Genomic DNA, 23767 nt, shown 5'->3' with positions numbered 1-23767 from the left:
TGCCCTGCCCCCGTAGCGTGTTCACATGAACATGAACGCTGCGCGGGAACGACTGGTCGTGATCGGCGGCGACGCCGCGGGAATGTCCGCGGCGTCGCAGGCCCGCCGGACGAAGGGCCCGGGCGAACTGGAGATCGTCGCCTTCGAGCGCGGCCACTTCGCCTCCTACTCGGCCTGCGGCATCCCGTACTGGGTGGGCGGGGACGTCGGGGAGCGGGACGAGCTGATCGCCCGTACGCCCGAGGAGCACCGCGCGCGGGACATCGATCTGCGCATGCGGACGGAGGTCACCGAGATCGACGTGGCGGGCGGGCGGGTACGCGCGCGTGACGTGGATTCCGGCGCCGAGTCCTGGACGTCGTACGACAAGCTCGTGATCGCGACCGGCGCCCGCCCGATCCGCCCGGACATGCCGGGCGTGGATGCCCCCGGTGTGCACGGTGTGCAGACGCTCGACGACGGCCAGGCGCTGATCGACTCGCTCACGCGCACGCGTGGCCGCCGCGCGGTGGTCGTCGGGGCGGGCTACATCGGCGTGGAGATGGCGGAGGCGCTCATCAACCGCGGCTACGAGGTGACGGTCGTCAACCGCGGCAGCGAGCCGATGGCCACACTCGACCCCGACATGGGCCGCCTGGTGCACGAGGCGATGGAGGGCCTCGGCATCACCATGGTCAACGACGCCGAGGTGACCAAGCTGCTCACCGGCGAGGACGGCCGGGTGCGGGCGGTGGCCACGCAGGACGCCGAGTACCCCGCGGACGTGGTGGTCCTGGGCATCGGCGTACGCCCGGAGACGACGCTCGCGCGGGCGGCCGGGCTCCCCCTCGGCGCCCACGGCGGCCTGCTCACCGACCTGGCCATGCGGGTGCGCGGGCACGAGAACATCTGGGCCGGCGGCGACTGCGTCGAGGTCCTCGACCTGGTCTCCGGCCAGGAGCGGCACATCGCGCTGGGCACCCACGCCAACAAGCACGGCCAGATCATCGGCACCAACGTCGGCGGCGGCTACGCCACGTTCCCCGGTGTCGTCGGCACGGCGGTCTCCAAGGTCTGCGACCTGGAGATCGCCCGCACGGGCCTGCGCGAGAAGGACGCCCGCAGGGCCGGGCTGCAGTTCGAGGCGGTCACGATCGAGTCGACGAGCCGGGCGGGCTACTACCCGGACTCCTCCCCCATGACGGTCAAGATGCTCGCCGAACGCCGCACCGGCCGCCTCCTCGGCGTCCAGATCGTCGGCCGCGAGGGCGCGGGCAAGCGCGTCGACATCGCCGCGGTCGCCCTCACGGCCCGGATGACGGTCGACCAGATGACCGCCCTGGACCTCGGCTACGCCCCACCGTTCAGCCCGGTCTGGGACCCGGTACTGGTAGCAGCCCGCAAGGCGTCAAGAGCGGTACAGCAAGGCTTTTAGGGGCGCGGGGAACTGCGCGAGAAACCACAACGCACCCGCACCCGGCAACGCACCCCCAAAACCCACCCCCTACGCCGACCCGTTGATCCGCTCAATCGCCTGCCGAGCCTGCTCCGCAGGAGGCCGCGGCGGCAACGACGACACGGAGGCCGACGAAGCGGAAGGAGCAGCCGCTACAGCGGCAGGCTGCTCCCCCGCCGGCTTCGCGTGCGAAGCACTGCGCACCGACCGCAGCCGATGGCTCACCGCCTCGTCGAGCGTCACCGGGCGCTGCATCTGCGCGGCCAGCCGCCCCGCCTCCTGGCCGAGCCGGGCGACGTCCTCCCACGGCAGCTTGACCACGAGGGAGATCTCCGCCTCACCGTCGGGTGTGGCATGCATCGCAGGAGTCACTCGGTCGTTCATCGCCTGATCCTCACGTCGTCCCCGCGACCCGCCTTCCCCGTGCCGCGGGCGGTTGAGGAGACATACGCACGCGCGCGTGCCGTTGTTCATCGGTCACGCGGCGCACACGGAGGCACTATTTCCTTCCGCCGGGGGCACTAGTTCCTTGTGGTCATCCCCGTCCATGACGTGAATCCGGTGCGCCGCACCCCCTGGGTGACGTATGCGCTGATCGCCGCGAACTTCGTGGTCTTCCTGTTCACGCCCGGCCTCGCCGGCTCCGTGGTGGGAGACAGCACCCTTGCGCAGACGTGCCATCTGCAGGCGTTCCTCGACCACTACGCGGCCGTACCGCGGGAGTTGATCCACCACCAGATGCCGCGGCTCGTGCCCACCGGCGACGTCGGCGTGGGCGCGCACGGGGCGGGGTGCGTGGTGGCCCCGCCGGGCTACGACAAGTCCCCCGCGCTGTCCGTCCTCACGGCGATGTTCCTGCACGGCAGCTGGCTGCACCTGCTCGGCAACATGCTCTTCCTGCTGATCTTCGGCAACAACGTCGAGGACCGCATGGGCCACATCAGGTACGCGCTGTTCTACGTCGTCTGCGGCTACGCGGCGGGCTACGGCTTCGCGCTCCTCAACGCCGACTCCGCCGACCCCCTGATCGGCGCGTCCGGGGCGATCGCCGGTGTCCTCGGCGCCTATCTGGTGCTGTATCCGAAGGCCAGGGTCTGGATCCTGGTGCCGTTCCTGCTCTTCCTGCCGCTGCGGCTGCCGGCCTGGATCGTGCTGGGCTTCTGGTTCGTGCTCCAGGCCGTGTACTCGTCCGGCGAGGGCGTCTCCTCCGCGGGAACGGTGGCGTACGCGGCGCACGTCGTCGGCTTCCTGGCCGGCATGCTCCTGGCCTGGCCGCTGAAGGCGGGCACGCCCCCGCCGCCGGAACCGCGCGGCCTGCTGTTCGGCAGGAACGCACGGCCCCGGCACACGTGGTGAGTCAGCGCGCGGAGTGCGTGTGCACGTACTCCGCGAGCCGCGTCAGCGCGTCCGGGTCGGTGGCCGGCATGACGCCGTGGCCGAGGTTGAAGACATGGCCCTCCAGGCCCGCGGCCGAGTCGAGGACCTCGCGGGCCTTGGCCTCGACGGCGTCCTTGGGGGCGAACAGGACGGCCGGGTCGAAGTTGCCCTGCAGCGCCTTGCCGGGGCCGACCCGGCGGGCGGCCTCGTCGAGCGGGACGCGCCAGTCGACGCCGACGACGTCCGCGCCGGCCTCGCCCATGAGGCCGAGCAGCTCGCCGGTGCCGACGCCGAAGTGGATGCGCGGGACGCCGTATCCGGCGACGGCGTCGAAGACCTTGGCGGAGGCGGGCAGCACCGAGTGCCGGTACTCGGCCGGGGCGAGGGCGCCGGCCCAGGAGTCGAAGAGCTGCACGGCCGAGGCGCCCGCGTCGAGCTGCACCTTGAGGAACGCGATCGTGATCTCGGAGAGCCGGTCGAGCAGGTCGGCCCACAGCTCGGGATCGCCGTACATCATCGCCTTGGCGTTCTCGTACGTGCGCGACGGACCGCCCTCGACCAGGTAGCTCGCGAGGGTGAAAGGCGCACCGGCGAAACCGATGAGCGGGGTCGCGCCGAGTTCGCCGGTGAGCAGGCCGATCGCCTCGGTGACGTAGGAGACGTCCTCGGGGGTGAGGTCCCGCAGCCGGGCCAGGTCGGCGCGGGTGCGGACCGGGCGCTCGACGACCGGGCCGACACCGGGCTTGATGTCGAGGTCGATGCCGACGGCCTTGAGCGGGACGACGATGTCGCTGAAGAAGATCGCCGCGTCCACCCCGTGCCTGCGGACCGGCTGAAGGGTGATCTCGGCGATCAGTTCGGGCCGTCGCAGGGCCTCGAGCATCGGGACGCCCTCGCGGACCTTGCGGTACTCGGGCAGTGAGCGCCCGGCCTGACGCATGAACCACACCGGCGTGTACGGCACGGGCTCGCGCCTGCACGCCTTCAGGAACACCGAGTCGTACGTGCCGGCCGGCGGCGTCTTGGTCTGGTTCGCGGGGCTCTCGTTCGCACTCACGACGGCAAGTCTCCCACGGCGCCGCGGCGCCGAAGTCCGGGGTCTGCGCAGCACGATCCGGACATGCGGCCCCCGCACGGGTGTCCCTCCCTGCGCGAAGGCGCCGTTCCCCTTAATCTTCCCCGCATGGCTGCGGCTCAGGGACGACTGTCGGACGGCGCTGACGGAATGGACGACACCACGGAGGGGGACCGGAATGCGGGCGGTACGGCTCCGTTGCCCTTCAGGGCTGCCGTCGATGCGCTGAGAACCGCGCGGCTGCGGCCGCAGATCGAGGTCGAGGCGACCCGTGCGCCGCAGCGGCTCGCCGCGTTCGCGTACGCGCTGGAGGCCACGGTCGTCGACGGCGACCAGGATCTGGCCGACGGCCGGCTGGTACTGCTGCACGAGCCCGCCGGACACGACGCCTGGCGCGGCAGCTTCCGGCTGGTGACGCTGGTGCGCGCCGAACTGGAGCCGGAGATGGCCGCCGACCCGCTGCTGCCGGACGTGTGCTGGGCCTGGCTGACCGGCGCGCTGCAGTCGCGGGGTCTGTCGTACGGCGAGCCCAGCGGCACCGTCACCCGCGCGAGTTCGCACTACTTCGGTGGGCTCGCGGAGCGCCCGGCCGCCTCGCAGATCGAGATCCGGGCGTCCTGGACGCCCCGCGAGGGCCTGGGCGGTGTGCCCGACACGGCGGCGCATCTGACCGCCTGGTGCGATCTGCTGGCCCAGGTCGCGGGTCTGCCGCCGGCCGGCCCCGGCGACGCGTCGATCGTGACGCTGCCGCAGCGCAGGGATCCGCAGGCACGGTGATGCCCGCCTGAGTGACGGTCACCGCACTGGCCCGTTTCGGTGGCCGTCACTTTGTCGACTCGGCCACTTTCAATCACGAACGAGGCCTCGAACGAACCGATTCGTTCAGCAGATGATCGATCGCTTGTCCGAATTGCACGTATTGTTACTCACTAAATCGTGATCTTTCCCTAAAGGACTCCGGGTTCGGTGCCGAAGACGACTGTGACCTTGAAAGCCGTCCCGCACCCCAGGAGGCCTGGTGTCCGTTCTCCTCGAGCAGCCCGCAAGCCTGGTCGCCTACCGCCCGAACAAGCCGACCGCCATGGTGGTCGTGGCCGACCCGCGCGTCCGCTCCACCGTCACCCGCCACCTGTGGGCTCTCGGTGTGCGCGACGTCATCGAGGCCTCGTCCATCGCGGAGGCCCGTCCCCGCATCGGCAACCCCCGCGACATCTGTGTCGCCGACGTCCATCTGCCCGACGGCTCCGGCCTGACGATCCTCTCCGAGACCCGCGCCGCGGGCTGGCCCAACGGCCTCGCGCTGTCCGCCGCCGACGACATCGGCGCCGTGCGCAACGCCCTCGCGGGCGGGGTCAAGGGCTATGTCGTCACCGGCACCCGCACCAACGTCGGGCTCCCCACCCGGCCCGGTGCCGCCCCCATCGGCGCAGCCGCCGCCCGTATGCACCGCCGCCCCCCGGGTACCCCGAGCCACCCGGGTGGCTACCGTGAACTGTCCGGCCGCGAGGTCGAGGTGCTGCGACTGGTCGCGGAGGGCCAGTCGAACAAGGCCATCGGCGTCTCGATGGGCCTGTCCGCGCTGACCGTCAAGAGCCACCTCGCCCGGATCGCCCGCAAGCTCGGCACCGGTGACCGCGCCGGAATGGTCGCCGTGGCCCTGCGGACCGGCATCATCCACTGACCCGCACGTCTCACCCGTACGCCTTCCTGGTACTTCCCCCTCTCCCGCATTCACGGACGTGAACGGAATCGGCCGCTGATTCCCCCGCCCGTGTCCCACCTGTCGTGAACCGGATCTTTCACCGACCTGACTGGTTTACGACCCTCAGGCGCCCGTCGACGGAACGTTACGTCGGCGGGCGCTGTCCATACACAGATACTCTTGACAGGTGACCGACGCCCAAGAGACCGCAGCAGACACCTCACTGCGAACCACCGGAGGCGCCCCTCCGGAAGACGGCGGAACATCTGTTACGGGGGCGCCGAACGCAGAGCCGATCCCTTTGCTGGAGCCGCGCGAGGGGATTCCGCCGGTGATCACCGACGCGGCCGCGCTGGCCGACGTGATCGCCGCCTTCGCGGGCGGCACCGGCCCCGTCGCCGTCGACGCCGAACGAGCGTCCGGCTACCGCTACGGCCAGCGCGCCTATCTCGTGCAGCTGCGCCGCGAGGGTGCGGGGACCGCGCTGATCGACCCCGTGGCCTGTCCCGATCTGTCGGGTCTCGGCCAGGCGCTCTCCGACGTCGAATGGGTTCTGCACGCCGCCACCCAGGATCTGCCGTGTCTGCGCGAGATAGGCATGGTGCCGACGCGGCTGTTCGACACCGAGCTGGCCGGGCGGCTCGCCGGGTTCCCCAGGGTCGGCCTCGGCGCCATGGTCGAGAACGTCCTGGGCTTCGTACTCGAAAAGGGACACTCCGCCGTCGACTGGTCGACCCGCCCGCTGCCCGAGCCCTGGCTGCGGTACGCCGCGCTGGACGTGGAGCTCCTCGTCGATCTGCGGGACGCGCTGGAGAAGGAGCTGGACCGGCAGGGCAAGCTCGATTGGGCGCGCCAGGAGTTCGACGCGATCGCCTCGGCCCCGCCGCCGGAGCCGCGCAAGGACCCCTGGCGGCGTACGTCCGGGATGCACAAGGTCCGCCGGCGCCGGCAGCTCGCCGTGGTGCGGGAGCTGTGGCAGACGCGGGACCGGATCGCGCAGCGGCGGGACGTGTCGCCGGGCAAGGTGCTCAGCGACGCCGCCATCGTGGAGGCGGCGCTCGCCCTCCCGTCCACGGCACAGGCGCTCTCGGCGCTGAACGGCTTCGGGAACCGGATGGGACGGCGCCAGCTGGAGCAGTGGCAGGCCGCGGTGGACCATGCGAAGGCGCTGACGGAGACGCAGTTGCCGGCGCCGGGACAGCCGGTGACGGGGCCCCCTCCGCCGCGGGCCTGGGCCGACAAGGACCCGGCGGCGGCCGCGCGGCTCTCGGCGGCCCGGGCCGCGGTGTCGGCGCTGGCCGAGCAGCTGAACATGCCGCAGGAGAACCTGATCACCCCGGACACGGTGCGGCGGGTGTGCTGGGAGCCGCCGAAGGAGGTCGGTCCGGAGACGGTCGGTGCGGCGCTGTCCGGATACGGCGCGCGCCCCTGGCAGGTCGAGCAGGTCACGCCGGTTCTGGTGGCCGCGCTGTCCGCGTAGCCCTGGAACGAGCCGCCCCGAAGCGGAACGGATACGTCGAGATCACGCCAAGATCTGCGACGGGTCCGCGGCGCCCTCCGGCACGGTCCGGTACCCGCTCGCGAATGTGACCTTCGCCGCTCACGCCGACAGGACTGGGCAGTCACGTTACTCATAAGTAGCATGGCCATGAGCAAGCGCTCAGCGTCCCGCACCCTGGAGGAGAGCCATCGTGCCTCGTACCGTCAGGGACGTCGTCTTCGTCGACGGCGTCCGTACCCCGTTCGGCAAGGCGGGCCCGAAGGGCATCTACCACGAGACCCGTGCCGACGACCTCGTCGTGAAGGCGATCCGGGAACTGCTGCGCCGCAACCCCGGTCTCGACCCGAAGCAGATCGACGAGGTCGCCATCGCCGCGACCACGCAGATCGGTGACCAGGGCCTCACGCTCGGCCGCACGGCCGGCATCCTCGCGGGCCTGCCGCAGTCGGTGCCCGGCTACTCGATCGACCGCATGTGCGCCGGCGCGCTCACCGCCGTCACCACCACCGCGGGCTCCATCGCCTTCGGCGCCTACGACGCCGTCATCGCCGGCGGTGTCGAGCACATGGGCCGCCACCCGATGGGCGAGGGCGTGGACCCCAACCCGCGCTTCGTGAGCGAGAAGCTGGTCGACGAGTCCGCCCTGTTCATGGGCATGACCGCGGAGAACCTGCACGACCGCTACCCGCACATCACCAAGCAGCGCGCGGACGAGTACGCGGTGCGCTCGCAGGAGAAGGCCGCCAAGGCGTACGCCAACGGCAAGATCCAGCAGGACCTGGTGCCGATCTCGGTGCGCCGCACCAACGCCGAGGCCGGCGAGACCGGCTGGGGCCTGGTCACCGCCGACGAGCCGATGCGCCCGGGCACGACCCTGGAGAACCTCGCCGGCCTCAAGACGCCGTTCCGCGTCCACGGCCGGGTCACCGCCGGAAACGCGGCCGGTCTGAACGACGGCGCGACCGCCTCGATCATCGCCTCCGAGGACTTCGCCCGCGAGAACAACCTGCCGGTGAAGATGCGCCTGGTGTCGTACGCCTTCGCGGGCGTCGAGCCGGAGGTCATGGGCTACGGCCCGATCCCGGCCACGGAGAAGGCCCTCGCCAAGGCGGGCCTCGACATCTCCGACATCGGCCTGTTCGAGATCAACGAGGCCTTTGCCGTCCAGGTCCTGGCCCTGCTGGACCACTACGGCATCGCCGACGACGACCCGCGTGTCAACCAGTACGGCGGCGCGATCGCCTTCGGCCACCCGCTGGCCTCCTCCGGTGTCCGTCTGATGACCCAGCTGGCCCGCCAGTTCGAGGAGCAGCCGGAGGTGCGCTACGGCATCACCACCATGTGTGTCGGCTTCGGCATGGGCGCCACGGTGATCTGGGAGAACCCGAACCACAAGGACGCCGGAGGCAACAAGTGAGCACCACCGAACTCCTGAAGGGCGCGGCCGAGCTCTTCCCCGACGAGGTCGTGACCTCGGCGCACGTACGCCACCTCGACCTGCCGTACGGCGCCGGGCGCTTCGCGCTCATCACGCTGGACAACGGCTTCGACCACACCAAGCCGACCACCTTCGGCCCGGCGTCGCTCGCGAACCTCAACACCGCGATCGACCAGGTCGAGGAGGAGGCCGCGGCCGGCGAGATCGTCGGTGTCGGCATCACCGGCAAGCCGTTCATCTTCGCCGTCGGCGCCGACCTCAAGGGCGTCGAGCTGCTGAAGGAGCACAAGGACGCGCTGGCCATCGGCAAGGGCGGCCACGAGGTCTTCAAGCGCCTCGCGGGCCTCGCGGTGCCGACCTTCGCGTACTACAACGGTGCCGCGATGGGCGGTGGCGTCGAGGTCGGTCTGCACTGCCAGTACCGCACGGTCAGCAAGGCGCTCCCGGCCTTCTCCCTCCCCGAGGTCTTCCTCGGCCTGGTCCCCGGCTGGGGCGGCTGCACTCTCCTGCCGAACCTGATCGGCGCCGACAAGGCCGTCCAGGTCGTCATCGAGAACAGCCTCAACCAGAACAAGCAGCTCAAGGGGCAGCAGGTCTTCGACCTCGGTATCGCCGACGCGATCTTCGAGGGCGCGGACTTCCTGGAGCAGTCGCTGATCTGGACCGCGAACGTCCTCAAGGGTGACGTCAAGGTCGAGCGCCCGGTGATCGACCGCGGTGAGGCCTGGGACCAGGCCGTCGCCAAGGGCCGCTTCATCGCGGACGGCAAGGTGCACGGCGCCGCCCCGGCCGCCTACCGCGCCCTGGACATCATCGCCGCCGCCAAGAACGGCGACCTGCAGCAGGGCTTCGACGCCGAGGACCAGGCGCTCGCCGACCTGATCATGGGCGGTGAACTGCGCGCCGGCATCTACGCCTTCAACCTGGTGCAGAAGCGCGGCAAGCGCCCGGCCGGCGCCCCGGACAAGAACCTGGCGCGCCCGGTCACCAAGGTGGGCGTGGTCGGCGCGGGCCTGATGGCCTCGCAGCTGGCGCTGCTCTTCCTCCGCCGCCTGGAGGTCCCGGTCGTCCTCACGGACATCGACCAGGAGCGCGTCGACAAGGGTGTGGGCTACGTCCACGCCGAGATCGACAAGCTGCTCGGCAAGGGCCGTATCAACCAGGACAAGGCCAACCGCCTCAAGGCGCTGGTGGCCGGTGTGCTGGACAAGGCCGAGGGCTTCGCGGACGCGGACTTCGTCATCGAGGCCGTCTTCGAGGAGATCGGCGTCAAGCAGCAGGTGTTCGCGGAGGTCGAGGCGGTCGCCCCGGCGCACGCGATCCTCGCGACGAACACCTCCTCGCTGTCGGTGTCGGAGATGGCGTCGAAGCTTCAGCACCCCGAGCGGGTCGTGGGCTTCCACTTCTTCAACCCGGTCGCGGTCCTGCCGCTCCTTGAGATCGTCCGCGGCGAGAAGACGGACGACGCCTCGCTGGCCACGGCCTTCGCCGTCGCCAAGAAGCTGAAGAAGACCGCGGTCCTCACCAAGGACGCCCCGGCGTTCGTCGTGAACCGCATCCTCACCCGCTTCATGGGCGAGATCCAGAACGTCATCGACGAGGGCACCCCGGTCGAGGTCGCCGAGAAGGCGATCGAGCCGCTCGGCCTGCCGATGTCGCCGCTGGTCCTGCTCGAACTGGTCGGCCCCGCGATCGGCCTGCACGTCTCGGAGACCCTCAACCGGGCCTTCCCGGACCGCTTCAAGGTCTCCCCGAACCTCGCGGCCGTCGTCAAGGCGGGCAAGCGCGGCTTCTACGTCTACGACTCCGGCAAGCCGGAGCTGGACCCGGAGGTCGCCGCGCTGCTGAAGCAGGGCGACACCGTGCTGACCGAGGAGCAGGTCCGCGACCGGGTCCTGGACGCGGTGGCGCAGGAGATCGGGCTCATGCTCGACGAGGGCGTCGTCGCCGAGGCCCAGGACATCGACCTCTGCCTGATCACGGGCGCCGGCTGGCCCTTCCACCTGGGCGGCATCACGCCGTATCTGGACCGGGAGGGTGTCTCGGAGCGCGTGAACGGCAAGAAGTTCCTGGCTCCGGGCGTGGCGAGCGTCCCGGCGTAACGCGCGCACGCAGATGAGGAGGGCCTCCGCCGTTCGGCGGAGGCCCTCTTCGCCGTTCTCAGGCCGACCAGGGCCCGAGGGGACTGCCGACCGTCGGGGACAGCTGGCGGCGGGTATGCAGTAGTCCGTCCGTGCCGATGACCGCGACGACGAGCGCGCCCGTCGCGTCGTAGGCCAGCGCCGGGGCCTGCGCGAACATCGCGCCGGACTCCTGCCAGTGGGTGCCCGAATCCTTCTTGTCCCGGTCGGGCAGCGAGGTGACGAGACGGCCGCGGCTGCCGCGGTGGGCCAGGAAGGCCTCGCGGGCGCCGCGTTCGGGGGCCCACAGGGCGGCGACGGCTCCGGTGCCGCCGTGGCCGCCGAGGCCCGCGCCGGAACCGGGCCAGCGGCCGTCGGCGTGCTGACGGTAGGCCATGACCTGCTGGGTGCCGGCCTCGCGGAAGTACAGGCAGGTTCGGCCGTCACCGGAGTCGACGGCGGTGACCCCGCCGGTGGCGGGACGGCCCGTCCGCAGGGTGTCGTCGAGCAGGAAGGGGCCGCCGGGTTCGGCCTGGTGCCAGCGCCAGACGGTGTTCTTGCCCGGCACATACAGCTCGACCGTGCCGCGTTCGGTGGCGAGGGCGCAGCCCGCGTCCTGCACGAAGGAGCCGCCGAGGTTCTCCCACGGCAGCCAGGTGCCGTCGGCCTCCCGGCGGCGGCAGGCGACGCCCTGGTCGAAGGTGCGGACGAAGACGTACAGCCGGCCGGCCGCGTCGACCGCCGCCGAGGGGACGCCCGCCTCGCGCTGCCGGCGGCCGTCGCCCTGCGTCCAGTCGGGGTTCTCCAGGGTCTGCCAGCCGTTGAAGCCGTTGCCGCCCGGGTCCTGCACGGTGTGCACGACGTCGACGGTGACCCCGCCGCCGACGACGTTCTGGCGGCGCAGGCCGACGAGTTCGGCCGGGCCACCGGGCAGGCCGGTGACGGCGAGCGTCGGCGCGATCCAGCCGTCGCCGAGCACGAAGGGGCCCTTCCACTCGCCGCTCGCCGGTCCGGTCTCCGTCCAGAAGGCGAGCCGCCCGGCCAGCACGGCGAACGCGTTGAGCCGCCCGCCCGGCCCGAGCCGCAGCCAGTGCGTGGTCGGCGAGTAGCGGTAGGCGGCGCTGTTCATGTGGGTGCTGCGGAAGGGGTCGGTCCCCAACTGGCGGTCGCCGCAGGTGTGGCAGGTCCCGTGCGGGCAGACCGTGGGGGCGTCGAGGCCGCTGTAGGTCGCCAGGTACTCGGCCTTCTCCGTGACGGCGGCCGAGTCGAGGTTGTAGCCCCAGAAGCGGTTGGCGTAGGCGCGGTAGTGCTCGACGACCGGGTTGTGGCCGCCCTCCCGGTACCGGGCGAGGGCGGCGAGCGCGAACTGCGTGGTGGTCGTGTGGTCGGCGTGGTCGGAACACACGAACTCGGCGCGTCCGCCGTCGTGTTCGGGGTCGGGGTCCATGGTGCGCACCGTGGTGGGGCGGACATGGCCGAGCAGCGCGGTCAGGGCCGCGATCACCTGCTCACGGGTGATGTGCTGGACCTGCCCGACCGTGCAGCCGTGCACCGGCAGCGTGGCCTGGGTGCGCAGGGCCCCCTCCCACAGGTCGTGCAGCCGGGTGCGGGTACCTCGGTCGGTGGGCGCCCCCATGTGCAGCTGGAGGAAGTACAGGCACACCTCGTCGTGGTCGACGAGGGTGAACCGCTCCGCGGCGAACCCGGGGACCAGGTCGACGGGTTCGCGCCGCCAGGGGTGATTACGGTCGCCGGTGGCCATACGGGCGTAGGCGGAGCGCAGCCCGCAGCCGCGCTCGGTGCTGTAGCGGGCGAAGTCCGGCTGTACGGCGGCGCGTTGGGGCTCGTTGGTGTCGACGTTGATGCCGTCGCCCTCGCCCGCGGTGACGACCACCGTGGTGATCCGGTCGCCGTCCTGGAGCGAGCGCACCAGGTCGGGGTTCATGAAGTACAGGTCGTCGTCCTGGTGGGCGACGATGTGCAGGATGGAGCGGGTGGAATCGGTCATCGGCCCTCCTCGGGCGTCGGGTTCAGCCGGGTCACGGCGTCGGGCGCCTTCATCGGTCCACGACGTTCATGGCCATGGCGCCGGAGGCGGAGCAGTAGGGCCGCACCCAGACCGGGCGGGCCGGATGGACCACCGCGTACGGCGAGGCCTCGTCGCCGACCAGTGGCACGGACGGGTAGACGTAGGCGCCCTTGACGTCGGGGAAGTCCTCCAGCAGATGGCACACGCGCACCTTGCGCCGGTCGTACGGGTCGGGCTGCAGCCACCAGTCCCAGTCCTCCCAGCGCTCCAGGCGGTGGTCGACGACATGGCGCAGCGGTGCCCGGGCGCGGAAGGCCTGGCGGCCGAGGACCTCGACGGGCACGGAGAAGGTGCGGCTGTGGCGGCCGCGGCGGCTGACGATGAACAGCGCTCCGGGCTCGATCCGGCGTCCGCCGGTCAGTACGCCCCGCACGGTGACGGCGCCGTCCGCCGACTCGACCCGGGTGCACTCGACATGCTGCTCGCGTACGACGGTGCGCAGCATCAGCCTGCCGTTGGGCTGGGCGTACGGCAGGTTCCAGCCGATCGGGCCGGTCGGCGGGCGGGCGATGAGCCGGGCGCGGGCGTCGATGAGGGCGCGGGTGTCGCGGACGCCGGCCTTCATGTGCACGGGCGAGGACTTGGGGGCGCTCATCGTCACCTGCCAGCGCCCGTCGCCGAGTTCGTCGAGGGCGGAGGGGGTCAGGACGGCGGTGTAGCGGGTGCCGCCGTTGTCCAGGTCCTTGCGGGAGGTGCGCAGCGGGAGGTCGGGGCGGGCCTCACCGTCGGAGGGCTTGTGGCGCAGCACGAACCGCCAGCGGCGGCGCCCTTCCTCGGGTCCGTCGGCGGACAGCCGCAGCCAGCCCGCGTCGTCGGCGGTGATGTCCACGGTGGCCGCGCCGAGGGAGACGGGCGGCACGGTGAGCTGCTCGGGTCCGGCCGTGCGGGCGCCGGCCGGGGCGCGGTAGCCGCGGTGGGCCGCGGCGCGGCGGCGGGCGGCGTCCTCGAAGAGCTCGACGTAGCGGTCGGCCACGGCGGCGGGGTCGTAGCGGGTGGCGTTGCGCAGGGCGGCGGCGCCCATGGCGCGGCGCAGCGGGTCGTCGGCCATGAGGCGGCGCAGGCCCCAGGCGATGCCCTCGACCTCGCCGTTGGGTACGAGGAAGCCGTCCTCGCCGTCGCGCAGGATCTCGCGGGGGCCGACGGGGCAGTCGGTGGAGACGACGGGCAGTCCGCACCGCATCGCCTCGACGAGCGTCATGCCGAAGGACTCGGCGCTGGAGGTGACCGCGGCGATGGAGCCCTTGGCCCACTCGGACTCGATGGGCGAGAAGCCGCCCATGAGCAACGCCCTTCCGGTCAGGCCGAGTTCGGTGACCAGTGCGCGCAGCTTGCCGGCCTCGCCGCCGTCGCCGTAGATCCGCAGCTGCCAGTCGGGGAAATCGTGGGCCAGGTGTCCGAAGGCGCGGATGAGGAGGTCGTAGCGCTTGATGTGGTGCATGCGGCCGGCGCTGACGACGACCTTGCGCGAGCAGTCGGAGGGGGCGACGGCGGGTTCGGGCACGCTGTTGGGGATGCCGACGACGGGGATGCCGGGGATCGGCGTGTTCTCGGTGAAGGAGCGGGCGTCGGCTTCGGTGACCGTGGTGATGGCGTCGAGCCGGGGGTAGACGCGAGCCATCTCCGCGCGCACCGCGGGCGGGATCGCCAGGTGCGTCATGTGCTCCTGGGCCACACGCAGGGCGCCGTCGCGGGTGTGCGCGGCGACGAAGAGGTTGAGGCTGGGGCGGGTGCCGACGACGACGTCGGCGGACGTCCTTTGCAGGTCGCGGATGATCCGTCCGTCGGTGAAGCGGCTGTACTGCGCGTAGAACTCCTCCTGGCGCGGCACCACTTCGCTCGGTTCGTCGCTGCCGGCGGCGCCCTTGTCGGCGGAGCCGGGGCGCAGGTCGACCAGGGCGCGCACGGTGATGCGCGGGGAGATCTCGAACTTGGTGGCGGTGGTGCGCCGGAACACCGAGACGATCTCCACGTCGTGGTGGACGGAGAGTGCCTCGGCGAGGTTGATGACCGTGCGGTTGGTGCCGCCGATGCCGTAGATGTTGTTGATCAGGAAGGAGATCTTCACCGGGCCTGGGGTTCTTTCTGGTTGTGGCTCTCCTTCTTCTCGAAGGGGGACGGCACCGGGTAGTAGGTCCGCAGGAAGCGGCTGAGCATGGCCGTCTGGTGCTCGGTGTCATGGCCGTCGGAGAGGGTGTCGTTGATGCAGAACGCCTGCCGGTCGCGGCGGGCGAGCAGGATGCCGAGCCGGCGCTGGATCTCGGGCTTGGCGAGGTCGAGGTAGGCGAAGGTGATGTTCGAGGGCACGGCCCGGCCGGTGAAGTAGGCGTAGTAGTGGTAGAGCGACGACGGGATGGAGATGTCGGCCGCGCTGCGGAACCGGCTGTGCGAGGTGCGGCGGTGGTCCTCGGCGAACTCGCTCTCGATCTCCGCCAGCACGCTGCAGCGCAGCGCGTAGGGGGCGTGCCGGAGCTTTTGCACGATGGCGCTGCCGAAGTGGTCCTGCAGCAGGCGGCGGTTGTTCTTGCCGGCCGCGTCGACCGGGCGGTCGACGGGGGTCAGGTCCCACCGGGGCACCTGCGAGGGGGAGAAGAAGGTGCGGGTCATGCCGTTGGAGAGGAAGAAGTCCTGGGGGGTGACGGGGCTGCCGAGGAACATGTCGTCGTTGAAGTAGAGGAAGTGCTCGCTCAGGCCCTTGATGTGGTGCAGCCGGCTCTCGATGGCGTGCGAGTTGAAGGTGGGCAGCGCGCTCGGGTCGTCGAAGATCTCCGAGTGGTCGACGACGGTGATGCGCGGGTGGGCGTCGTTGAGCCAGGCCGGGCGCTGCCGGTCCGTCACCAGGTGGACATGGCGCACCCAGGGGGCGTTCTGCTCCAACGCGCGCAGGGAGTAGCGCAGTTCGTCGCGGCTGATGTAGCGGGCGGCGTTGGCGGACTCGGTGTGGTAGCCGTGCTCGCCGTACGCGCCGCGCCGCCGCTGCCACTCGGGGTCGCTGCCGTCGACCCAGGTGTAGACGACGTCGATCGGGAAGCGCACGTCCTCGGGCAGCGGGTCGGCGCACGGCCGGATGGTGCGCACCGAGCGGGTGCGGCGGGTGTGCAGGGCGGCGAAGCCGGTGAGCCGGCTGACCGGGACGGTGACCCGGGGCTCGTCCAGGGCGACGTCCTCGGTGACCCGGTTGGGGCGCGGCGCGTGCAGCCGGCCGTCCTCGGGACGCCAGAACTCGATGTCGCAGCCGTGCTCCAGGCCGAGGACCAGGGAGCCGGCCGGGTCGCTCCACACCATGCCGACCCGCAGCACGCCGGCCTGCCGGGCCAGCTGCCGGCCCGCCCGCGATCCGGCCAGGACGGTGCGGCCCTGGGCCGACTCGCCCCGGCAGGCCCGCAGATGGACGGGGCTGCGCTCGGCGCACCGCTCCAGCACCTGTCCGACCCGCTCCCGGTCGGCCTCGGCGACAGCGAGGCAGGAGCGGAAGTCGGAGCTGCCGCGTACGGCGAAGTAGTCGACGCCGAGCTCCTCCAGGGCGGTGACCACGAGTTCGAGGTTGGCCTCGCGCAGGCCGAGCGGGGAGACGGCCGGGCGGATCAGCGCGATCCGCGCGCCGTGCCCGGCGAGCGCGGCCAGCCGCTCCCCCGCACCGGACAGGTGCGGCCAGCGGCGCCGGGCCCGGGCGCCGCGCACGACGCGGGCCATCAGGTTCACGGTGTGCAGCCGGCGCAGCAGCTGCTTGAGCGCCATGCGCAGGCGCGGTGGCACGCGGCGCGCGATACGGCGTCTGAGGCCCGCCGGTACCAGGGTGCGGTACGCGCCCACCGCGGCGGAGGCCTCGGGGTTGCCCATGCTCACGGCTGGTTGTCCGCCTCGTCGTGTCCGTCGGGGTCCTGGCCGCCCTCGAAGATGCTCGGGACGGGGAAGTAGCGGTGCAGAAAGCTCGTGACGGCCTTGGTGCCGCCGCGGGCGCGGGCCTCGTCGGTGCCGAGGCCGAACAGCTGGATGTGCTGGCTGTCCCGGCGGACCAGGAGCCGCTGCAGGTGGTCGGCGATGCCGGGCAGTGCGGCGTGCAGCGCCACGGTGGCCTCGCCGGAGGGGTCGGCCAGGCCCGCGGTGTGGGCGAAGTGATGGACCACTCCGTCCAGCGGATGGGTGCCGGGTACGGCGGGCAGCCACTGCGCGTCGTCGAGCGGCAGCGGCGCGACACCGGTGGCGGCGAGCCGGGTGAGCGTCTCGACGCGGTGCGGCTGGGGGCCGTGCGCATAGCCGTGCGCGACGACCCGGCCGGCGGCCGAGTAGGCGGTGCGGGTCCATGGGGCGAAGGACTCCTGGGCGTTCCAGGGTCCGCGCCGGGGGCGGGTGGCGCCGTTCGGGGTGAAGTAGTCGAAGGGCCGCACCGGCCTGCCGAGCAGGGCGCCGGGGCGCAGCAGCAGGAAGTGCTCGGCGAGGTCGGGGAGTTGGCTCAGGTGCCACTCGGAGCCGGGCCGGGCGCGGACCACGGTGAGCCGGTCGTCGGCGACCAGCCAGTCCGGCGGGCTCGCCTCGGCGACCACATGGACGACGTCCACCCAGGGCGCGTACTGGTGCAGGGAGCGCAGTGCGGCCCGCAGCAGCTCCTCGCCCCAGGGGGTCGCGTGCTGCCACAGCAGGACGGCGTCGACGGGGAAGGTGATCTCCTCCAGACGCAGGACGTCGAAGTTCTCCAGGGTCACGGTCGGCTCCAGGTCGCCGTCGATGTCGCAGTAGCCGGACAGCCGGTCCAGGCCGATCTCGACGCCGGGTGCGTCGCTGGGCACCGCGCGCTGCACACGGTTGGGCCGCGGGCCGACCAGCCGCTCGGTGGCCAGGTCGGTGTTGGTGCTCCAGAACTCGATCTCGATGCCCTGGTCCTCGCCGACCCAGAGGTTCTCGGTGGGATCGGTGCGCAGCCAGGTCAGGCGGATGACCTTGGCCCTGCCGTAGTGCTTCCACGCCCGGACATGGCTGCCGGGCAGCTCGCGGGTGTCGTTGTGCGCGGGCGAGACGCAGACGACGTAGCCCGTGTGATCCTCCAGCAACGCGCGTAGTACGCGGCGGACGGCGCCCTTGTCCTTCAGGTCGACGGCGAGGCAGATCCGCCGGTCGTCGAGGGCCGGCACCGCGAACCAGGGGATCTCGGCGGCGTCCAGGGCCTGGGTGACCAGGTCGTGGTCGAGCCGCCGGGCCAGGTCGGGGGTGAGGCCGCCGTGCACATGGCCGACCCTGCCGTCGGGTGCCTGGGTGCGGCGCTCGGAGCCGCCGAGGCCGGCCCTGCGCACCCGGCGCAGGGCGCGCCGGTGCAGCCGGGCCTCGCGGCGGCTCAGGGTGCGCGCGAGCCGCCGCTTGACCTTGCGCCGTACGCCCACCGGGACGGTGGTGGCGGCGGCGGAGCGTACGGGCTGGGGGACGAGGCGTTTGTAGACGTTGGCCGCGGAGCTCATGGACGTCGGGTCCGACACGTCATGAACTCCGTTTCATCTCTCGTGGGGGCTGGGGGTGGGGAAGTACGCGTTGAGGAAGCCGTCCAGCAGCTCCTGCTGTGCCTCGATGTCCTCGGGTGTCGAGAAGGCGTCGTTGAGGCAGAAGGAGTCCTGGTCGCGGCCGTCGAGCAGCCGTTGCAGCCGGTCCGCGAGGTCGGGCACCGCCAGCTGCAGATAGGTGAAGGGCATCGATCCCGGTTGCGCGCGGCCGGTGAGGGCGGCGTAGTACAGCGCGAAGGACGACGTGGGCGACAGGTCGGTCATCGCACGGAAGCGGCTGGCCGCCGTGCGGGCCCAGGCTTCGGGGAAGTCTCGTTCGGCCTCCTCCATGGCGGACCGGCGCAGGGCGTACGGGATGTGCTCCATCGGCTGTGTGATCACTCTGCCGAAACGTTCCAGCAGCAAAGCGCGATTGTTCTTGCACGCCGCGTCGACCGGGGTGTCGGTCTCCACGACCGGCCCCTGCGGGATGCGGTTGCGCGAGGGGAAGTAGCGGGCCGTGCCGCTCGGCGTGAAGAAGGCGTGCGGGGCCACAGGGCGGCCCATGAACATGTCGTCGTTGAAGTACAGGAAGTGCTCGGCCAGGCCCTCGATGTGGTGCAGCTGCGACTCGATGGCGTGCGAGTTGAACACCGGCAGCACCGAGCGGTCGCGGAAGATCTCGCGGTGGGTGGCGATCCGCACCCCGGGCAGGTCCTCGCGCAGCCAGGGCGGGACCTGGTCGTCGGTGACGATGTACACGTTGCGGATCCAGGGTGCGAACAGATGCAGCGAGCGCACCGAGTAGCGCAGTTCGTCACGGCTGATGAAGCGTGCGTCGCTGGCCGACTCCGCGTGGTAGACCTCGCCCTTCGCCTGCGCCTTGCGCTGCTTCCAGGCCGGGTCGTTGCCGTCGACCCAGGTGTAGACGGCGTCGACGGGGAAGGTGATGTCGTCCGCGCAATTCACCAGGAACTCGGGGCGGGTGGCGAGTGCGGGCGCCAGGTGCCGCGGGGTCCAGTCCGACACGAACCGGCTGAACAGTCTGGCGGCCCCGACGACGTTCGGGCCGTCGGCCGCGACGGCCCAGGTGGCGCGGTTGGCGCGCGGTGCGACGAGGTAGCCGCCGCTGCGCTGCCAGAACTCGACCGCGCAGCCGTACTCGTGCCCGAGCAGCAGATGCCGGCCCGGGTCGGTGCGGTACCAGCTGATCTGCAGGACGCGCGCGGCGGTGACCTCGCGCCAGGCCCTGGGGTCCCGGGAGGAGACCGGCTTGGCCGGGCGGGGTGCGTCGGGGTCGATCACGCTCAGATGCCCCGGGTACTGGCCCAGCCCGCGGAACACCGCGCCCAGCACCTGCTCCCGGTACTCCTCGGCGACGGCCACGACCGTGCCGTGGTCGGTGGTGCCGCGGACGGCGAAGTGGGGGACGCCGGCCGCGTCGAGCAGAGCGGTCAGCGCGCTGCGGTTGGCCTCGCGGGCCGACAACGGCGTCAGACCGGGCTCGACGTAGACGTCACCGTGCTCCGCGGTCACCGTGGTGGGCGCCGACCGGGCGGCGGGCCGCTGTGCGGCTCCGCCTTGGACGGTACGGCCGGCTGCCGGACGGGGCGCCTGCCCCACCGCATGATCGGATACGGCCGTCACGCCGATCGCCCCCCACGGGTCGACGCACACAGCAGCACAGCCACCCCACCCTCCCTCTGCTCACCCCGGCACGGCCGAAAGTGAGTACTGGTGGCCGCTCGCCTTCGTGCCCCCCGGCTCGATCCGCGACCACATGGGCGACGGCGGGCAGCCGTCGCCGGTTCACACCGAATGTTTAACCTTCACAGGACCGGCACATCATCAGCAAGCGCCTACACAGCTGTCAAGATCAGTCAGAAATGACAGAAAACACATACAACCCTTAATTGCTTCTGAATGTCTGATGACCGGTGGACGACCGTCCGCCACAGCAGACGGGCCCGGCCTCTCCCCCCACTCGTGCCCCGAGCCACCTGGATGAGGAGAGAGGACCCACGCACATGACGCACGTCCAGACGGAGACGGGGCCCCGGGAATCACGGCGCGCACCGTCGCGGCGCCGGGCCAGGCCGCCCCGTCGGCGCCGTCGGGTCTGGCGCTGGATCGCTCTGAGCCTCGTCCTGCTGGTGCTGGCCGCGGGCGGTGCCGGCTACTGGCTGTACAGCGATCTCAACGGCAACATCGAAGGCGTCGACCTGGACAAGGCGATCGGCGACAACCGTCCCGAGAAGCTGCCCACGTCCGGGCAGAACCTGCTGGTCCTGGGCTCGGACTCGCGCTCCGGTGCCAATGCGTCGCTGGGCACGGGCAAGGTCGCCGGGGCGCGCTCCGACACCGCGCTGGTGATCCACATACCCGAGGGCCGGCGCAAGGCGGTCGCCGTGAGCATCCCGCGCGACACGCTGGTGACGCGGCCCGAGTGCCAGGCGAAGGACGGCTCACAGCTGCCGTCCGCGAAGCGCGTGATGTTCAACTCGGTCTACTCGCTGGCCGGTCCGGCCTGTGTGGTCAAGACGGTCGAGCAGATGTCGGGGGTCCGCCTCGACCACTTCGTGGAGATCGACTTCGCGGGGTTCAAGGGGCTGGTCGACGCGATCGGCGGGGTGGACGTCACCGTCGACCAGGACATCCACGACAAGTCCAGCGGCCTGGATCTGACGGCCGGTGAGCATCGGCTGGACGGCACGCAGTCGCTGCAGTTCGTGCGCACCCGGCACGGCATCGGCGACGGCAGCGACCTCGGACGCATCGGTCTGCAGCAGCAGTTCATGATCGCGCTGCTGAGCGAGATCAAGAAGCAGGACCTGCTCGGCAGCCCGACCAAGACGTACAAGATCGCCAACAGCCTGACCAAGTCCCTCACCACCGACTCGGGGCTCGCCTCCCTCACCAAGCTCGCCGAGTTCGCCCGCAGCATGAACGGCATCGACCCCGCCACGATGGAGACGATCATGCTCCCGGTGAAGTACGACACCCAGGACCCGAACCGCGTGGTCGCCGCCCAACCCAATGCCGACCGCCTCTGGGAGGCCCTGCGCAAGGACCAGGAGATCCCGGCGTCGGCGAAGAAGTCACCGGCGCGGGGCGGGGGTTCGGGTTCCAGCTCCTGACGCTGGGGGCGCGGCACGGCGCCCCGCTCCCGCTGTTCGTCAGACGCGTACCGACGGGGACAGCGTCAGACCGGGGCCGCCCGACTGGCGGGCTATGTGCAGGGCGCCGTCCTTGGTGACGGTGGCCATGACGACGCGGCCGTGGGCGTCCAGGGACAGGGCGGGGGCCCCGACGGAGGGCTCACCGGTGGGCGCCCACCACAGGCCCGCCTGTTCGTTCTCGGTGCCGCACACCGCCAGTGCGACCTCGCCGTCGAGGCCGCGGTGCGCGAGCACCGTACAGTCGTAGCCGTCGAGCTCCGCCCGCAGCAGCGCCAACGGCTCGGCGGCCGGGGCGCCCCCGAGCGGGATCAGCCAGCCGCCCGGGCGGTGGGCGACCAGCTGACCCGTGTCCCGGTCGGTCCAGTAGTACGTCGCCCGGTCCGGGGCCGTCTCCAGCGCCGCCGCGGTACCCGGCGTGATCTGCAGCGCGATGTTCGGCTCCTGCCCGAAGTCGCCGTCGGGCCCGGCCTGCCGCCACCACATGGCGTCCCGGCCGCCGCCCGCCAGCACCTCGATGCGCCCGGACGCGTGGGAGGTCACCGCGAGTCCGTCCTGCACCCCGCTGCCCTTGAGGTCCTCCCAGGGCTGCCACTTCCCGGTCGGCCCCTCGCGGCGCAGCATCAGCCCGCGTCCCGCGTTGCGCACGAAGACGTGCACACGCCCCGACCCGCTCACCGCCCCCATGGGTGTGCCGAACCGCGCGGCCTTCTCCCGGTCCTTGTGCGGATTGCCCAGCGAACGCCACTCGGTGACCGGGCGGCCCGTCTGGTACTGGATGGCGTGCACGATGTCGACCGCGGGCGGGCCGTCGCCCTTGCGCACCTCGCGCCGCCCCAGGAAGTGGACGTAGCTGTCCGCGCCCTGGACGACCGACAGATGGGTCAGGTCCGCCACGGGGAAGAACTCGGGGCCCGTCCAGTGCGGGCCGCCCGGCCGGACCTCGGTCCAGCGCAGCAGCCCGCCACGGGTACGGGCGTAGGCCGTCAGCCGGCCGTCCTTGCCGCGCGGCAGCCAGCGGCCGTCCACGGTCGCCTCGGCCGCGCGTCCCTCGTGTCCCCCGCGTCCCCCGGTCTCCTGTTGTTCGACCGCGCGCTCGGTGGTTCTGCGTCGGGCGGCGCCGCGCCCGGATCCGGTCCGCATGACGTGGCCCGCCCCTCCCTTGCGGCCCGGCGTGGCTGACCTGCCGATTCCCGAACACCTGTTGCACGGGGAAGCCGAGCGCGCCCCATCATAGGTCGAACATTTCGCGAACACCGTGTGACCGAGACGTGGAGGCGGCCGCCCCTCACAGCTCCCGCCAGGCCTCCAGCGCCAGTCCCGGCTCGTCCTTGCGGCGGGTCAGCAGGAGTTGTCCGGTCGACGGTGACAGCGTTGCCGCCACCACGCGGTCGTCCTCGTCGACCGCGAGGGACACCGTGGCGTCCGAGGGGAGCGCGGGGCCCGACTCGGTCCACCAGGCGCCCGCCGACTCCTGCTCGGTGGGGTACGCGGCGAAGGCGACGCGCCCGCTCGCCGAGCGCTGGGCGAGCAACGTGCAGTCGTGGCCGTCGAGTTCGCAGCGCACCGCGGAGACCGGACCCGGCCCGGCCGACGGCAGCAGTGTGACCGCCTTGCCGCCGGGGCGCCAGACGCACAGGTCGCCCGAGTCGTCGGTGTAGAAGAGGGTGGTGCCCTGCGGGGAGGTGGCGAGGGCGCGCAGGGTGCCCGGGCGGACGGAGGCCTCCAGCGCCTCCTCCAGCGCGGGCTGTTCCCCCGCCTTCTCCTGCCGCCAGTACAGCAGGCCGTTCGGGACCGCCGCGTACAGCTCGACGCGGCCGGACTCGCCGGTGACGGCCGCCAACTCCTCCTGCACCTCACGCCCCTTGAGGTCGCGCCAGGGCCCCCAGCCGCCCTTCTCCTTCTGGCCGAGCATGCTCACCCCGCCGCCCCTGTTGCGGACGAAGACATGGGCGCGGCCCTCGGCGTCGACCGCGACCGCCGGGGTGCCGGTCCGGTCGCCCTTCTTGTTGGGGTGGCCGATCGGGTTCCAGTCGAGGGCGGCGAGGCGGGGCCGGAAGTGGGTGGAGTGCACCAGGCCGGCCTCACCGGGGACGGTGGGCCGCCAGGAGACCAGATGGGCGTAGGCGTTTCGGCCCTGGCCGACGGCGGGGGGCGGGAGCAGCTTCTGGTCGCCCCCGATGCGGTGCGCGGGGGTCCATGCGGTGCCGGGTCCGCGTTCCGCGCGGCACAGGACCGCGTCGTCGGTCGGCAGATAGACACTGAGCCGGCCGTCGCGGCCGCGTATGAGCCAGTCGCCGTTCACCGGTTCACTCTATGCGGGGCGGTGCGCCGGCCGCGTCCCGGCCCCCGCGTGACGCACGGCTTCGTACGGGTCCGGTGCGCGCGG

At 71.9% G+C, this 23767-nt stretch carries 17 protein-coding genes; 8 read left to right on the top strand and 9 right to left on the bottom strand.

Annotation, left to right across the window (positions count from 1 at the left end):
- Nucleotides 1–25 precede the first annotated feature (25 nt).
- Entirely contained in the window at nt 26–1414 is a 1389-nt protein-coding gene (locus tag MQN93_RS00930) for an FAD-dependent oxidoreductase (RefSeq protein WP_016432064.1), read from the top strand.
- A gap of 69 nt (nt 1415–1483) precedes the next feature.
- Here the strand turns inward: MQN93_RS00930 and MQN93_RS00925 are convergent, their stop codons facing one another.
- Complete coding sequence (locus MQN93_RS00925) at nt 1484–1819, bottom strand: hypothetical protein (RefSeq protein ID WP_016432065.1); 336 nt, start codon at nt 1817–1819, stop codon at nt 1484–1486.
- A 147-nt stretch (nt 1820–1966) separates the two neighbouring features.
- On the opposite strand from MQN93_RS00925, the gene MQN93_RS00920 reads away from it, so the two are divergent.
- Nucleotides 1967–2791, top strand: coding sequence for a rhomboid family intramembrane serine protease (locus tag MQN93_RS00920; RefSeq protein WP_016432066.1), 825 nt, complete (start codon nt 1967–1969; stop codon nt 2789–2791).
- Nucleotide 2792: 1 nt separating this feature from the next.
- Here MQN93_RS00920 and hemE read toward each other — a convergent pair whose 3' ends face one another.
- Nucleotides 2793–3869, bottom strand: coding sequence for a uroporphyrinogen decarboxylase (gene hemE, locus MQN93_RS00915; protein ID WP_016432067.1), 1077 nt, complete (start codon nt 3867–3869; stop codon nt 2793–2795).
- A gap of 126 nt (nt 3870–3995) precedes the next feature.
- Between hemE and MQN93_RS00910 the strand changes: the two genes are divergently transcribed.
- From MQN93_RS00910 to MQN93_RS00890, 5 genes are all read left to right on the top strand, one after another.
- On the top strand, nt 3996–4664 hold the full coding sequence (locus tag MQN93_RS00910; protein WP_106964277.1) for a DUF3000 domain-containing protein: 669 nt from the start codon (nt 3996–3998) through the stop codon (nt 4662–4664).
- A 241-nt stretch (nt 4665–4905) separates the two neighbouring features.
- Complete coding sequence (locus tag MQN93_RS00905; RefSeq protein ID WP_016432069.1) at nt 4906–5568, top strand: helix-turn-helix transcriptional regulator; 663 nt, start codon at nt 4906–4908, stop codon at nt 5566–5568.
- 208 nt (nt 5569–5776) lie between these two features.
- Entirely contained in the window at nt 5777–7069 is a 1293-nt protein-coding gene (locus tag MQN93_RS00900) for a ribonuclease D (protein ID WP_242707874.1), read from the top strand.
- A gap of 211 nt (nt 7070–7280) precedes the next feature.
- Nucleotides 7281–8507, top strand: coding sequence for a thiolase family protein (locus tag MQN93_RS00895; RefSeq protein ID WP_016432071.1), 1227 nt, complete (start codon nt 7281–7283; stop codon nt 8505–8507).
- On the top strand, nt 8504–10630 hold the full coding sequence (locus MQN93_RS00890; protein ID WP_242707873.1) for a 3-hydroxyacyl-CoA dehydrogenase NAD-binding domain-containing protein: 2127 nt from the start codon (nt 8504–8506) through the stop codon (nt 10628–10630). The genes MQN93_RS00895 and MQN93_RS00890 overlap by 4 nt, the downstream gene beginning before the upstream one ends.
- Before the next feature lie 58 nt (nt 10631–10688).
- On the opposite strand, the gene MQN93_RS00885 is transcribed toward MQN93_RS00890, so the two are convergent.
- Genes MQN93_RS00885 through MQN93_RS00865 form a run of 5 tightly spaced genes read right to left on the bottom strand, consistent with a single transcriptional unit; the run spans nt 10689 to nt 19849 of the window.
- Nucleotides 10689–12656 (bottom strand): DUF8189 domain-containing protein, encoded by a 1968-nt coding sequence (locus MQN93_RS00885; protein WP_016432073.1) that lies wholly within the window; start codon nt 12654–12656, stop codon nt 10689–10691.
- Nucleotides 12657–12705: 49 nt separating this feature from the next.
- A complete protein-coding gene (locus MQN93_RS00880) occupies nt 12706–14802 on the bottom strand; it encodes a glycosyltransferase family 4 protein (RefSeq protein ID WP_242707872.1) in 2097 nt (698 codons plus the stop codon).
- Nucleotides 14799–16574, bottom strand: a complete 1776-nt coding sequence (locus tag MQN93_RS00875) for a stealth family protein (RefSeq protein WP_242708494.1) — start codon at nt 16572–16574, stop codon at nt 14799–14801. Before MQN93_RS00875 ends, MQN93_RS00880 begins: the two co-directional genes overlap by 4 nt.
- Nucleotides 16575–16576: 2 nt before the next feature.
- On the bottom strand, nt 16577–18202 hold the full coding sequence (locus MQN93_RS00870) for a stealth family protein (protein WP_037780242.1): 1626 nt from the start codon (nt 18200–18202) through the stop codon (nt 16577–16579).
- Between the two features lie 15 nt (nt 18203–18217).
- Nucleotides 18218–19849, bottom strand: coding sequence for a stealth family protein (locus tag MQN93_RS00865; RefSeq protein WP_242707871.1), 1632 nt, complete (start codon nt 19847–19849; stop codon nt 18218–18220).
- Nucleotides 19850–20229: 380 nt separating this feature from the next.
- On the opposite strand from MQN93_RS00865, the gene MQN93_RS00860 reads away from it, so the two are divergent.
- The gene (locus MQN93_RS00860; protein ID WP_242707870.1) at nt 20230–21339 is read left to right on the top strand and encodes an LCP family protein; all 1110 of its coding nucleotides are present in this window, start codon (nt 20230–20232) and stop codon (nt 21337–21339) included.
- Between the two features lie 39 nt (nt 21340–21378).
- Here MQN93_RS00860 and MQN93_RS00855 read toward each other — a convergent pair whose 3' ends face one another.
- Nucleotides 21379–22521: a PLL family lectin gene (locus MQN93_RS00855; RefSeq protein ID WP_242707869.1), complete on the bottom strand. Its 1143-nt coding sequence runs from the start codon at nt 22519–22521 to the stop codon at nt 21379–21381.
- Nucleotides 22522–22666: 145 nt separating this feature from the next.
- Nucleotides 22667–23683: a PLL family lectin gene (locus tag MQN93_RS00850; protein WP_242707868.1), complete on the bottom strand. Its 1017-nt coding sequence runs from the start codon at nt 23681–23683 to the stop codon at nt 22667–22669.
- Nucleotides 23684–23767 lie beyond the last annotated feature (84 nt).

The sequence above is a fragment of the Streptomyces spinosisporus genome, assembly GCF_022698145.1.
GTDB lineage: Bacteria > Actinomycetota > Actinomycetes > Streptomycetales > Streptomycetaceae > Streptomyces > Streptomyces spinosisporus.
This window is presented reverse-complemented; position numbering and strand designations above follow the sequence as displayed.

Excerpts from the sequence above, each read along its gene's own strand:
- MQN93_RS00930 (WP_016432064.1), top strand. The coding sequence starts at position 26 with ATGAACATGAACGCTGCGCGGGAACGACTGGTCGTGATCGGCGGCGAC.
- MQN93_RS00925 (WP_016432065.1), bottom strand. The coding sequence starts at position 1,819 with ATGAACGACCGAGTGACTCCTGCGATGCATGCCACACCCGACGGTGAG.
- MQN93_RS00910 (WP_106964277.1), top strand. The coding sequence starts at position 3,996 with ATGGCTGCGGCTCAGGGACGACTGTCGGACGGCGCTGACGGAATGGAC.
- MQN93_RS00885 (WP_016432073.1), bottom strand. The coding sequence starts at position 12,656 with ATGACCGATTCCACCCGCTCCATCCTGCACATCGTCGCCCACCAGGAC.
- MQN93_RS00875 (WP_242708494.1), bottom strand. The coding sequence starts at position 16,574 with ATGGGCAACCCCGAGGCCTCCGCCGCGGTGGGCGCGTACCGCACCCTG.
- MQN93_RS00860 (WP_242707870.1), top strand. The coding sequence starts at position 20,230 with ATGACGCACGTCCAGACGGAGACGGGGCCCCGGGAATCACGGCGCGCA.
- MQN93_RS00855 (WP_242707869.1), bottom strand. The coding sequence starts at position 22,521 with ATGCGGACCGGATCCGGGCGCGGCGCCGCCCGACGCAGAACCACCGAG.